General features: G+C 38.6%; 11 protein-coding genes. 10 read left to right on the top strand and 1 reads right to left on the bottom strand.

Annotation, left to right across the window (positions count from 1 at the left end):
* Positions 1-28 precede the first annotated feature (28 nt).
* Both N4G44_RS20000 and N4G44_RS19995 read left to right on the top strand, forming a co-directional pair.
* On the top strand, positions 29-2,086 hold the full coding sequence (locus N4G44_RS20000) for a M13 family metallopeptidase (RefSeq protein ID WP_474929369.1): 2,058 nt from the start codon (positions 29-31) through the stop codon (positions 2,084-2,086).
* 326 nt (positions 2,087-2,412) lie between these two features.
* Positions 2,413-4,512, top strand: coding sequence for a M13 family metallopeptidase (locus N4G44_RS19995; protein WP_474929368.1), 2,100 nt, complete (start codon positions 2,413-2,415; stop codon positions 4,510-4,512).
* A 64-nt stretch (positions 4,513-4,576) separates the two neighbouring features.
* On the opposite strand, the gene N4G44_RS19990 is transcribed toward N4G44_RS19995, so the two are convergent.
* Entirely contained in the window at positions 4,577-5,623 is a 1,047-nt protein-coding gene (locus tag N4G44_RS19990) for a hypothetical protein (protein WP_474929366.1), read from the bottom strand.
* A gap of 449 nt (positions 5,624-6,072) precedes the next feature.
* On the opposite strand from N4G44_RS19990, the gene N4G44_RS19985 reads away from it, so the two are divergent.
* From N4G44_RS19985 to N4G44_RS19950, 8 genes are all read left to right on the top strand, one after another.
* Complete coding sequence (locus tag N4G44_RS19985; protein WP_474929364.1) at positions 6,073-6,519, top strand: hypothetical protein; 447 nt, start codon at positions 6,073-6,075, stop codon at positions 6,517-6,519.
* Positions 6,520-6,540: 21 nt separating this feature from the next.
* Positions 6,541-7,902 carry a DUF5458 family protein gene (locus tag N4G44_RS19980; RefSeq protein WP_073064758.1) on the top strand — a complete coding sequence of 454 codons (1,362 nt, stop codon included), beginning with the start codon at positions 6,541-6,543 and terminating at the stop codon, positions 7,900-7,902.
* Between the two features lie 216 nt (positions 7,903-8,118).
* Positions 8,119-8,439, top strand: a complete 321-nt coding sequence (locus tag N4G44_RS19975; protein WP_474929361.1) for a hypothetical protein — start codon at positions 8,119-8,121, stop codon at positions 8,437-8,439.
* A gap of 81 nt (positions 8,440-8,520) precedes the next feature.
* A complete protein-coding gene (mutY, locus tag N4G44_RS19970; RefSeq protein WP_474929359.1) occupies positions 8,521-9,555 on the top strand; it encodes an A/G-specific adenine glycosylase in 1,035 nt (344 codons plus the stop codon).
* Between the two features lie 44 nt (positions 9,556-9,599).
* Positions 9,600-10,157, top strand: coding sequence for a gliding motility lipoprotein GldD (gene gldD, locus N4G44_RS19965; RefSeq protein WP_474929357.1), 558 nt, complete (start codon positions 9,600-9,602; stop codon positions 10,155-10,157).
* Positions 10,158-10,185: 28 nt separating this feature from the next.
* Positions 10,186-11,109 (top strand): PfkB family carbohydrate kinase, encoded by a 924-nt coding sequence (locus N4G44_RS19960; protein ID WP_474929355.1) that lies wholly within the window; start codon positions 10,186-10,188, stop codon positions 11,107-11,109.
* Between the two features lie 87 nt (positions 11,110-11,196).
* Complete coding sequence (locus N4G44_RS19955; RefSeq protein WP_474929351.1) at positions 11,197-12,561, top strand: peptidylprolyl isomerase; 1,365 nt, start codon at positions 11,197-11,199, stop codon at positions 12,559-12,561.
* Between the two features lie 137 nt (positions 12,562-12,698).
* Positions 12,699-13,643, top strand: coding sequence for an NAD(P)H-dependent flavin oxidoreductase (locus N4G44_RS19950; protein WP_474929349.1), 945 nt, complete (start codon positions 12,699-12,701; stop codon positions 13,641-13,643).
* The last annotated feature ends 6 nt before the right edge of the window (positions 13,644-13,649 follow it).

Genomic DNA, 13,649 nt, shown 5'->3' with positions numbered 1-13,649 from the left:
CAGACTTATTATAAAATTTGCTATCATAATGAAAAAACTAACACTTTCTTTGTTTTTATTAGCCGGAGTTTGTGCACTAAACACAGTGAACGGGCAGGCAAAAACTGTAAAAACAATCGCTAACGGTACAGATAACGGTCTGGACCTTAGCCTTATGGATACTTCTGTACGTCCGCAGGATGATTTTTACAACTACGTAAGCGGAACGTGGATGAAAACAGCCAAAATTCCATCCGATAAGCCAACCTGGGGAAGCTTCAACAAGCTGGCTGAAGATACGGATAACAACTCAATGACCATCCTGAACTCCCTTCTGAAAGATAAATTTGCAGACGGAAGCGAAGGTAAAAAAATCCAGGATCTGTATGCTACTTACATGAACATGCAGAAAAGAAATGCAGACGGAATCAAGCCTATTCAGGAAAACCTGAATAAAATTGATGCCATCAAAAACATGGCTGACCTGCAAAATTATCTGACTTCTGTAACCAAAGACGGTGAAAATACACTTTACGGATGGGGTGTAGATGCAGATCTTAAAGACTCTAAAATGAATGCGGTTTATTTAGGAAATGCTTCATTAGGATTAGGAAGAGATTATTATCAGAAAGTTAACGAAAAAAATACGGAAGCTCTCGCTGAATACCAGAAGTATGTAGCGTCTATGCTTAAAGAATTAGGTTATAAAAATGCTGATGCCGCTGCCAAAGGAATCGTTGATTTTGAGAAAAGCGTTGCAAAGACTTATCTGACGAACGAACAGAGCCGCGACAATACTTTGCAGTACAACCCAAGAACGATGGCTGAACTTTCAACATTGGTAAAAGGCGTTGATATCCCTGCTTACCTGAAAAAAGTAGGCGTAAGTACAGATAAAGTGATCATCGGGGAAATCGGATATTATAAAGATTTTGATAAACTGGTTAACGCTCAGAACCTTCCTGTGATCAAGGATTATTTAAAATTCCATATGATCCACGGAAGTGCTTCTTATTTAAGTGAGAAATTAGGTGACATGAGATTTAATTTCTATGGTAAATATTTAAGAGGCCAGCAGGAACAGAGAGCATTGAACAAGAGAGGATTTGAGCTTATCAACGGTACTCTTGGGGAAGCTTTCGGAAAACTATATGTTGAAAAATATTTCCCTGCTGAAGCAAAAGCGCAGATGGTAGAGCTGATCGATTATTTAAAGAAAAGCTTTGCCGTTCACATCAACAATTTAGCATGGATGTCTTCTACTACAAAGGAAAAGGCAATGCAGAAATTAAACAAGTTCACTGTAAAAGTAGCTTACCCGGACAAATGGAAAGACTATTCAAAACTGGATATCGTTCCTGAGTCTAAAGGAGGAACATTATATTCAAACCTTCAGAACATCACGCAATGGCAATATAACAAAGATCTTGCAAAAATCGGGAAGCCGGTTGACAAATCAGAATGGGGTATGACGCCGCAAACGGTAAATGCATACTACAATCCGGTAAACAACGAAATCGTTTTCCCAGCTGCAATCCTTCAGCCACCTTTCTTCAATCCTAAAGCTGATGCTGCGGTTAATTTTGGAGGAATTGGTGCTGTTATCGGTCACGAAATGAGCCACGGATTTGATGATTCAGGTGCCCAGTTCGATGCAGACGGAAACCTTGTTGACTGGTGGACGCCGGAAGACAAAGCCAACTTCGAGAAAGCAACAAAAGCTCTTGCTGCACAGTACGACAAATACGAGCCGGTAAAAGGAACTTTCGTAAACGGTACCTTTACAAACGGTGAAAATATCGCTGATTTAGGTGGAGTAAACATTGCTTATGATGCCCTTCAAATGTATTTAAAAGATAAAGGAAATCCAGGAAAAATCAGTGGATTCTCTCAGGATCAGAGATTCTTCCTAAGCTGGGCAACCGTTTGGAGAACGTTATCCAGCGAAAAATATATGGTTAACCAGGTGAAAACAGACCCGCATTCTCCGGGATATTTCAGAAGCTTCGGTCCACTTATCAACGTTGATGCTTTCTACAAAGCATTTGATGTAAAACAGGGAGACAAACTATACAAAGCTCCTCAGGACAGAATTAAAATCTGGTAATCGTTACCAAAAAATAGCAAAACCGTTCAGCAATGAGCGGTTTTTTTGTTGGAGGAGTTACGGGTTTCGAGTTTTGGGCTTCGAGTTCCGGTTGAGAGTTACAAATTCTGGTTCGAATTATGATAATTATACTTTTCAATGTTAAAAATGAATCAAAATATCATTTTAACAAAACTCACCCTAAACCCTATAACACGAATACTCTCAAACTCGAAACCCGGAACTCGAAACCCGAAAGCCTTTTATCATTTATCAATTATCATTAATCACCTATCATTAAAGTTCGTATATTTGGTAAGTTTGTGTTAAATCAAAAATTATCTTTAATGAAAAAGCTAAATATTGGAGTACTTGCCCTTTCAGGGATTGTATTTTTAAATTCATGCGGAACGGCCAAGACTGCCGGTACAGAAACTAAGACTGAAACCACAGTTGCCGTTACAGAACCAGTAAAAAAAGAAGAAGTGAAAGAAGAAGGAATCAATTTATCTTATATGGATAAGAGCGTTCGCCCGCAGGATGACTTTTTTAGCTATGTGAACGGAAATTGGGTAAAAACCACTCAGATTCCTTCAGATAAGGCAAGTTGGGGCTCTTTCAATGCGTTGAGAGAAAATGTGGATGATGCTTCCCTGGATATTCTGAACAAAATTTTATCAGAAAGTTATTCCGAAGGATCCGAAGGGCAGAAAATCCAGAACCTGTATGCCTCTTTCATGGATGTAAACAAAAGAAATGCTGAAGGGCTTTCTCCCATCAAAGGAGATCTGGCAAAAATAGATGCCATTAAAAACCTGAATGACCTTCAAAAATACCTTCTTGAAGCTACAAAATTAGGAGATAACTCATTTTACGGATGGAGAGTAGGAGCAGACATGAAGAATTCCAAAATGAACGCTGTATATCTTGGCGGTCCGGACCTGGGATTAGGAAGAGATTATTATCAGAAAGTAAATGAAGCCAATACAAAGACCCTGGCAGAATACCAGACTTATGTAGGCAAACTATTCGGAGTGTTAGGGTATAAAAATTCTGATGCAGCTGCAAAAAATGTGGTTGATTTTGAAAAACAGCTGGCCAATTATCTCCTTACATTAGAGCAGAACAGAGACGCCAATTTAAGATACAACCCGAAAAATGTATCTGAATTATCAGGTGTTGTTAAAAATATCAATCTGGCGAAATACCTGTCGGATGCAGGAGTGAATACCGATAAAGTGATCATTGGGGAACTGAAATATTACCAGAATATGGATCAGTTTTTGACTCAGAAAAATCTTCCGTTGTTAAAAGACTACCTGAAATATCACCTGATTAATGGTAACGCAAGTAATCTTGATGATAACCTGGAGCAGATCAGGTTCGATTTCTATTCAAAATACCTTCAGGGCCAGAAAGAGCAGCGTCCGATGAATAAGAGAGGTCTTTCTCTTGTAAACGGGGTTCTTGGCGAAGCTTTCGGGAAATTATACGTTGAAAAATATTTCACTCCAGAAGCAAAAGCTCAGATGGAAACCTATATCGATTACCTTTTAAGATCATTCAAACAGCATATCAATGATATCGACTGGATGTCTCCTGCCACAAAGGTAAAAGCCCAGGAAAAACTTTCTAAATTCACGGTGAAGATCGCTTATCCGGACAAATGGAAGGATTATTCCCAGTTAAAAGTAGAATCTCCCAAACAAGGTGCAACATTATATTCCAACCTTCAGAATGTATCGGCATGGCAGTATCAGAGAAGCCTTGACAAAGTAGGAAAACCGGTTGATAAAACAGAATGGGGAATGTCTCCGCAAACTGTAAATGCTTATTACAGCGGATCAAACAACGAAATCGTTTTCCCGGCAGCTATTCTTCAGCCTCCTTTCTATAACCCTAAAGCTGATGCAGCGGTAAACTTCGGGGGAATCGGAGCGGTAATAGGCCACGAGATTTCTCATGGATTCGATGACAGCGGTTCACGTTTTGACGGTGACGGAAACCTTAACAACTGGTGGACGGATGAAGACCGTAAGAACTTTGACGCAAAAGTAGGCCAGCTTGCTGCCCAGTACAGCGCCTATGAACCGGTAAAAGGAAGCTTTGTGAACGGTAAATTTACAAGCGGTGAAAACATCGGCGATCTTGGTGGAGTAGCAGTAGCTTATGATGCCCTTCAGATGTATCTTAAAGACAAAGGAAATCCAGGGAAAATCAGTGGATTTACCCAGGACCAGAGATTCTTTATGAGCTGGGCAACGGTATGGAGAACAAAATCTACAGACCAGTATATGATCAATCAGGTGAAGACAGATCCGCACTCTCCGGGAGTGTTCAGGGCATTTGGTCCGCTGGTGAATCAGGATGCATTCAACAAAGCATTTGATATAAAACCTGGAGACAAAATGTATAAAACGCCTCAGGACAGAATAAAAATTTGGTAGAACAGCCGAAAATTGTTAGAAAACAAAGAATCCATCTCATATTAATTGGGATGGATTCTCTTTTTTAATGGGCTTTCTTATAATTTCGGATTATAAAATTTATTCCGGTTTCAATAATGTCTCCCATTGTTTTACAATATTTGAAGTTTACATCGTAGGTAAGTTTTTGTAAAGCTGTTTTCAGCTCTGTGACATTGGCTTCCGGCGCGATCTCTTCTTTTTTCATAATAGAAATAAGCTCATTGAATCTGCTTTGGCTGCTTGTCACTCTTTTTACAATCTGCGAACGGACTTCTTTACGGTACTGTTCTATAGAATTAGGTTTCAGTTTTTCCAGAACCATCTTAACCATTGCATTGTTTTCTTTGAAATATTGGGGAAGATAAACTTTCAGATTCCCTTCATAGCTTTGCTGATCAAAATCAATAGGACGGATTCTGTAAATCACCTGATCGAAATCGTGAATAGGAATAATTACATAATTGTAAGAGCGCATGTCACCCAGTAGCCCGATAAGGCAGCGTTCATTGAACTTTACAAACTCCTTGGAAATCTGTGCTTTTTCCAGTTCTGTACAGTTAAGTAAATGCTTTTGGATGAAAACATCTCCCGGAATTCCTAAGATATGCTCTTCTATCAAAGTATTTTTATGAATCAAAAAATTAATCCGGTTGGGAGAAAGAAGGTCTTCAATTTCCAGTCCGTATATACGGGAAGCATCGGCTTGCTTGATATAAAAATTAGTATGATTGTCGTTGAGAATATTTCTCACCCGAATCCGGAAAGGTTTGGAGTTTCCGAAAGTACAGAAGTCGATCGTATCCACTTTCAGATAAGGTAAAGTCGCTTCATCTCCATCGGAATGAAGAAGAGTGTAAATTTTATTTAAATTAGCCTCTATTTCTGTAAATTCATGTTCAGAGTACATTACACCAAGCCATAAAGTATCCTTACCGTCCTTATCCAGAATACTTATACTGTCGCTGAATCTTAGCAGGTCTTCATATAGAAACTGGATGTTGGTTGTTCTGTTATGTTTCTCCAAATACTGGTTTAATGCTTCAGAAACGGGGTATATGGGTTTTCTAAACGCGATCTTTACATCTTTCATGACACTGTTTACTTGGTTTAAATATAAAGAATTTTTTCCTCACATCAGAGAAATCCATATTTTAATCTGAGTCATGAATAAGATATTTTGTTTTTAATGATGTCAGAAAGCCGGAAAAGAGAGACTATTGAAACCAAAATCAGCATTTCAGGGAGTTTTATTAACTTCGATCCTCCCTCTTCCAGCTTCCAGCCGAATAATATTAATTTCTGATCCAAACTGGCTTAAGTTTATTTATTTTTCATAGTTTAGTGATATCGTAAAGTCATGATTTTACGTTAAATATAAATTAGGTCAAATTAAATATTTCAAGAAAAATCTTTACAAAATTTTGTATGTTACAGTTTTTTTTTAAATTTAAACATTGGATTGGTAATTTATTCGATTCGTCGGTAAATTACTCAAAGACAGATCCGAACCAAAATCAGAAATCTCAAAATAACAATAATATGGCAATGTTTAATTATGGTGTTGGCGGCAACGAGGTAAAAGTAGACGCTAATGAAGCGATTCAGGAAATACAGGAAAACAAATCGCTGATAGTAAGCCAGCTTACAACAGAGGAATCTTATACTCCTGAAATTGTAACAGGATTAAAAACAGTGGAAGACGTCTTCAGACATTTTCAACCATCCGTAGCTGTACAGCACGAAACGGAAGAAGGAACTATAGTGGAAGAGGAATTCCGTTTTCAGAACCTTGCAGACTTCACCCCTAAAAATCTTACCCAGAAATCAGAGTATTTACAGCAGCTTAGCATGGAACAGGAGCAGTACAACAAAATCGTACGCCAGCTGAAAACCAATAAGATTCTGCGTAATATGCTTGAGAATGAACAGACCAGAGCTGCATTCATCGAAGTACTGAAAGATGTGGCACAAGAACTTGAAAAATAATTATTTACACTAAATCAAATCATGGATAGCAAATTACAGGCACAAGAAAGCCAGCAGCAGGGTCAGCAGCAACATTCAGGGCAGCCGAAAGGCAACCCGCTTGCAGAGCTTAATAAAATAGGAGGTTTTGGCTTTGTTGAATCCGTTGTAGACGGTATCGCCAATATGAACCCAACGAGAAAAGCCAGGAAAGAAATTTTCTTGAACGACAATAATAAAGCAGACGAAAGAAAAGAGCTTCTTCAAAAAATAAACCTTTGGGTAAGCCTTCTGGAAGGAAACGAATCTGCAGATAAAATGGCAGATACCTGCAAGGCCAAAGCACAGGCCGCAGACCAGAATTTAAAGACCAATCTGAAAAATACACTGGATGCAGTACGTTTGCTGGAAACCAACTACAGAACGGTAGCCCAGTTCTACAAAAATACAGAACTGGATAAAGTGGATAACGTAAGCATCGTCAATGCAAGCCTTGAACAGGTTTCAGATCTTGATAATCCTTTATTTATCGATGCTATTTCAGAAGAATTCAAAAACTATTACGACCGTTTGGATCTTAGAGATAACTATTCTATCCTGGCAATCCCTGGATACTTAGGCTCAAATAAAGTCATTGAAAAATGGGCAAAGATCTGTAACGAGAACAAAGTAATGATGGTGACCGACTTCGCCAACCTTGACAAACCGGATGACGTAGTAGATTTATTCCACTCTGCAAACCTTACAGGAGGTGAGCTTCACAGAAGTAACGTTATTATGACGTGTAACTGGCTGGTAGGAAGAGGAAGAGCAGAAGAAGTAGGAGAAGAGGAAAACGTAGAGCTTCCACCTTCCACTTCATTAGCCGGAAAAATCCACAAAACACTGATGTCGCAGGTAGCAGCAGGTAAAAAACACGGTAATATCAACGAGGTGGATGCTGTAAAATTCGAGCTGAAGAAAAGTGAAATTTCTCAACTGGAAAAAATGGGTCTTGTTCCGATGGTTAACGAATACGGAAAGATCATGGCATTCTCTGCCAAAACATTGTTCACAGGAGATAATATCGGTCTTCAGACCTATTCCGTAGTTCGTGTATTCGACTATGTAACCAAAGTATTACTGGACTTCCTGAACAGAAGAGCCTTCGAAAACTGGAATGCCAAGAACGAAGACGATTTGAGAAGACAGATCGTAACATTCCTCGACAATATCAAAGGACCGGATAAATTGATTGAAAAATTCAAAATTGTTCGTTTCGAGCAGGACAGAGTCAACAAAGACAGAGTATGGCTTGATATCCGTATGACGCCTTATTTCCCTACAAAAAGTTTCGTGATCAAATTAGACGGACACAAAGGAGATGATGGCAACGAATGGGATGCACAATACACTCAGGAATAATAACAAACCCAATTAAAATAAAAAAACCGATGCATTTATACATCGGTTTTTTACTGCCAATTCATATGAAAATTAATGTGATCAAAAAAGTTTGACAGGCTTTCTGCCTCTGTTCATTCTGATGATATTATCGGGATGTGAAAAAAATACCAGGCGCCGGATCATTATGCCGTAGATCTTTTTAAAGACGAGCGTCAGCAGGGAAAAGCTTACATCATGAATGAAGAAGAATGCTTTGACGGCAGCGAGCTGGTTATTGCAAGTTCAGAAGTGAAACTTGCTGACAGTTCGAAAGGAAGAGGAAAAAACTTCTTTCTTTACAAAGTAAGATCCGGAAAAGTATTAAAAACAATAAGAGATTCAGTGGCAGACTATCCTTTTATGTTTCTTTCAGATCAAAGGCTTAAGCTTAAAAACGATTCAATTTATCTTTATCTGAAAAAACTGGAAGGTTTCCGCTTTATCGCAGCAGAAAGAAACCTTAAATATCAGTGGCTGAAAGCAGCTCCGGTATACTCCGTTAAAAAGGATAAATAGTTTTATCTTTGCAGGACGGGAATCTGAAGCATCTAAAAGCTCGTTCAGATCCCAGTATAATTTTAAACAGACAGACTCTTTTTGGAAAAAAATAATAAAAGTTCGGAATTTCTTCATATCGGAAACAAGCTCCTGAACTGGTATGGGAAAAATGCCAGGGATCTGCCTTTCAGACAGACCAAAGACCCTTACAAAATCTGGATCTGCGAAATCGTTTTTCAGCAGACAAGAATCAGCCAGGGACTCGGTCATTATAACAATTTTATTAACCGGTTTCCGGATATAAAAACTCTGGCCGAAGCAGAAGAAAATGAAGTTTTGCTCTACTGGAAAGGTCTTGGGTACTATTCCAGGGCGATCAATATCCACAAAGCTTCACAACAGATCATGAACGATTATCATGGTGTTTTCCCGGCAGATTATGATGAGATTTTAAAATTAAAAGGAGTAGGGAAGTATACGGCAGCTGCCATTTCAAGTATTTGCTTTAGTGGCAAAATGCCAGCGGTAGATGGTAATTTTTACAGAGTTTTAAGCCGTATTTTTGCTGATGACTTTGATATTTCTAATTCCAGGGCTTTTTCCTATTTCTCACAACTTGCGGGATTGATTATGCCCGAAAATGTAGGCGATTTTAATCAGGCAATGATGGATCTTGGCTCCGAGATCTGTAAACCTAAAAATCCTCTTTGCAGTGAATGTCCTGTAAATGACGACTGTCTCGCATTTTCACTGGATAAAACATCGGATTATCCTGTAAAAACCAAGAAAGTCAAAGCTTCGGACTTATCGCTGAAATACTATTTTGTGCACAGAAACGGGCAGTTCCTGATCAGGCAAAGAAAAGATGACTTCATCTGGAAGAAATTATTTGAGTTTCCTACCGCTATTTCAGCAGAGCTTGAACCGTTTATCAAAGGTATTAAAACAATCACCCATAAACTTACGCATAAGAATCTGACGATTGAAATTTCAAGTGTTGAGGTTGATTCAGAAGTGGTTTGGAACAGATTTGTATCTGCAAATCAGTATCTCATTACCGACTTGGAGGACTCTCATGAAAAATCCTTTCCCAAGCCGTTGGAAAACTATATCCAAAACTCACTGAAAGACTGAAATTTGTCTCCTAAAATCTGAAATCTAATTTGTACTTTTGCAAAATGATAAAAAACGTCATTTTTATTTTTGTATCACTGCTTTTAATTTCGTGCGGAAAAGACCATGTTCCGAAACCTTACGGGGAACTCCGTCTGGAATATCCGGCGCCAGCCTATCAGAAGTTTGAGAATAACTGTGCCTATACTTTTGAATATTCAGATTTTGCATCTATTTCCGATGCCAAAAAGCTGTGCTGGTACTATATCAATTACCCTAAAATGAAAGCCAAGGTTTTTGTGACCTACTATCCTATACAGAATGACTTTGCAGACCACATTAAAGAAGCAGAGAAAATGGTTTACGAACATACGATTAAAGCAAGTTCCATAGATACCAAATCATTCGAATATCCGGACAAAAAAGTGTACGGAAACTTCTATGAACTGAAGGGGCAGAGTGCTTCCAATCTTCAATTTTACATTACAGACAGCACAAAACATTTTGTGACTGCTTATCTATACTTTAACACAAGGCCAAAACCCGACTCTCTGGCCCCGGCAGTGAGCTATATCAAAAATGATATGAAACACCTGCTGGACACTTTTGAATGGAAAAAATAATTGACTTTTAAAATACATTGAAAAATATATGAAACTTTTAGTTGTAGGAAGCGTTGCATTTGATGCAATCGAAACGCCGTTTGGTAAAACTGATAAAATTTTAGGAGGTGCAGCCACTTATATTGGTATTACTTCTTCTATTTTAGGCGTTAAATCTGGTATTGTTTCCGTTGTTGGAGGAGATTTCCCTCAGGAGCACCTTGATATGTTTACAGACAGAGATGTAAATATTGAAGGAATTGAGATCGTAAAAGAAGGAAAAACCTTCTTCTGGTCCGGGAAATACCATAATGATCTGAATACCAGAGATACTTTGGCTACAGAAGTGAATGTTTTAGAGAATTTCGACCCTAAAATTCCGGATTCTATGCAGGATGCGGAAATCCTTCTTCTAGGAAACCTGCACCCGGGTGTTCAGCTGTCCGTACTGGAAAAAATGAACAACCGTCCTAAACTGGTTATCCTTGATACCATGAACTTCTGGATGGATTCAGCCTGGGATATCCTGATGGATATGATTGCCAAAACAGACGTTATTACCATTAATGATGAAGAGGCAAGACAGCTTTCAGGAGAATATTCTTTGGTAAAAGCAGCTAAAAAGATCCATACAATGGGACCTGAGTATGTAATCATTAAAAAAGGAGAGCATGGTGCTTTACTTTTCCACGACAATAAAGTATTTGCAATTCCGGCACTTCCTTTGGAAGAAGTTTTTGATCCTACCGGAGCAGGAGATACTTTTGCAGGAGGTTTTGCGGCCTATCTTGCTAAAAAAGGCAGGTTTGATTTCGAAACCATGAAGTCTGCCCTGATCGTAGGTTCAGCTATGGCTTCCTTTACTGTTGAGAAATTCGGAACAGAAAGAATCGAGGAAGTAAATGAATCTGATGTATTCAGCAGATTGAGACAATTCAAAGAATTAACAACATTCGATGTTGAACTGCAATAAATAAGTCTTTTTAAGAAATATTTATAATAAAAAATTTAGACAAATTCGTTAAGAATTCTAAATTTGCAACTTGTTTAAAATAGTAAAATGACAAATAAACTAAAAATCACTTTTCTTCTTGGAATTTTCATGATGATATTCTCTTCAAACATGAATGCTCAGCTAAAACCGGGAGAATTAGTGGATGGTATTGCTGCTGTTATTGGGGATGAAATTGTTTTGGAATCGGATGTAAATGAGCAGATGAACTATGCCAAACAACAGGGAGCCTCTGAAACAGATAAATGCGACTTCCTTGAAAACCTGATCAGCAATAAGCTTCTTGTTTACGAAGCCAAAAAAGATACATTAATTGAAAACCGTTCTGCTGCCATTAAAGAGCAGGCTAATGCAAAATACCGTCAGTTACTTTCCCAGTTTCCGGATGAAAAAACGATGCTTGCTGCCTATAAATTCAGAAACGGGTATGAGATGAAAAACGCTATCGAAAAGATCGATATCGACCAGTATTACGGGCAGGCGAAATATCAGCGTATCACTGAAAAGGCAGACGTAACGCCTAATGAGGTTACAGACTTCTACAACCTTTATAAAATGCAGCTTCCTGAGGTAAAGGATGAAATATCTTTAGCACAGATCATGGTGTATCCTAAGCTGACAGAAGCCCACAAACAAGATATCATCAACAGATTAAAGAAAATCAAGGCAGATATTGCAGCTGGGGAAACCTTCGAAAGCCAGGCAAGAATTTATTCCGAAGATGAGGGATCTGCTGCCAATGGCGGACTTTACAAAAATATTTTCAAAGGACAGATGGTAAAACCGTTTGAAGCGGCTGCCCTGAACCTTCAGGAAAACGAAATCTCAGATCCTGTTGAATCGGAATTCGGATATCATATTATCCAGCTGATCAAAAAATCAGGGAAAGTATACGATGCAAGACATATTTTGTTGAAAGCTACTCCTACAGATGATGAAATAAAAACGGCAAAAGCAAAATTAGACAGTATCAAAGGTCTTATTATTGCCGGTAAAATAACATTTAAGGATGCTGCCTATAAATTCTCAGATGATAAGAAAACGAAATTCAATGCCGGAATTATTTCAGGAGCTGATGGTTCGGACAAAATAGAGAGAGAAAGTATCCCTGGAACTATTACTTACGAATTGGCAGGTCTGAACAAAGGGGATATTACTGCGCCGTTCGAAGATGAGGATAACAAAAGAAAAGTCATTAAGATGATTAAGGTAGAAGATGTTATTCCGGCTCACCAGATTACCCTGGAAACAGACTATAATAGGATCAAACAGATGGCGCTCAATAAAAAGCGGAATGAAATGATTGAGAAGTTTGTCAACTCCAAACTACCGACCACCTTCATATCCATTGACGGACGTTACGATAACTGTAAGTTCAAAGCCAACTGGAAAAAAGAATCCATCAAAAAATAAATACAAAACCTTCAGAATTTCTGAAGGTTTTTTTATGGCTGAAAAAATGAAGATACTTCCTTTAAAATCCGGGGTTTTTAGTATTTTTACGCATGAGCAATTTTATAGATTTTAACTCAGCAAAAAAACTTCATAACATGAAGACAGAGCAAAATAGAATTACAGAGCTTTTTAACATACAGTATCCTATTATCCAGGCCGGAATGATCTGGCATTCAGGATGGAAGCTGGCTTCGGCGGTTTCTAACTGTGGCGGATTGGGGCTGATCGGGGCAGGAAGCATGTATCCTGACATCTTAAGAGAAAATATTCAGAAATGCAAGCAGGCTACAGATAAGCCTTTTGGCGTCAATGTACCCATGTTATATCCTAATCTTGAAGAAATTATTCAGATTATACTGGAGGAAGGCGTAAAGATCGTTTTTACCTCTGCCGGAAATCCTAAAACCTATACGGAAACCCTTCAAAAGGAAGGAATAAAAGTTGCCCACGTAGTTTCCTCTACCAAATTTGCTGTAAAATGTGAAGAGGCGGGAGTAGATGCTGTTGTAGCTGAAGGCTTTGAAGCAGGAGGACACAACGGTAGAGATGAGACTACTACTTTTTGCCTGATCCCGAATGTGAAAAAGCATATTTCCAAACCATTGATCGCTGCCGGTGGAATTGCATTGGGTTCTCAGATCAAGGCTGCCATGATTTTAGGTGCCGATGGTGTGCAGATCGGTTCCCGTTTTGCCGCTACCGTTGAAGCAAGTGCCCACGAAAACTGGAAAAAGAAAATCACAGAACTCAACGAAGGCGATACCCATCTTACTTTAAAAGAGCTGGCGCCTGTAAGAATGGTCAAAAACAAGTTCTTCAATGAACTGGAAGATATTTACCAGTCAGGAAGAAATAAAGAAGCTTTAATAGCCTCACTGGGAAGGGCAAGAGCCAAACGCGGAATGTTTGAAGGGGATATGGAAGATGGCGAGCTGGAAATAGGGCAGGTTTCTGCTTTAATTAATGATATATTGCCGGTAGAAACCGTTTTCAGGAATTTGCTGAAAGAATTTGAAGATGTCAAAGTACCGGCTTTATAGAATCTG

The sequence above is a fragment of the Chryseobacterium sp. GTID13 genome (assembly GCF_056172655.1).
Note: the sequence above shows the minus strand (reverse complement) of the source record. Positions and strands in the feature narration are given on the sequence as shown.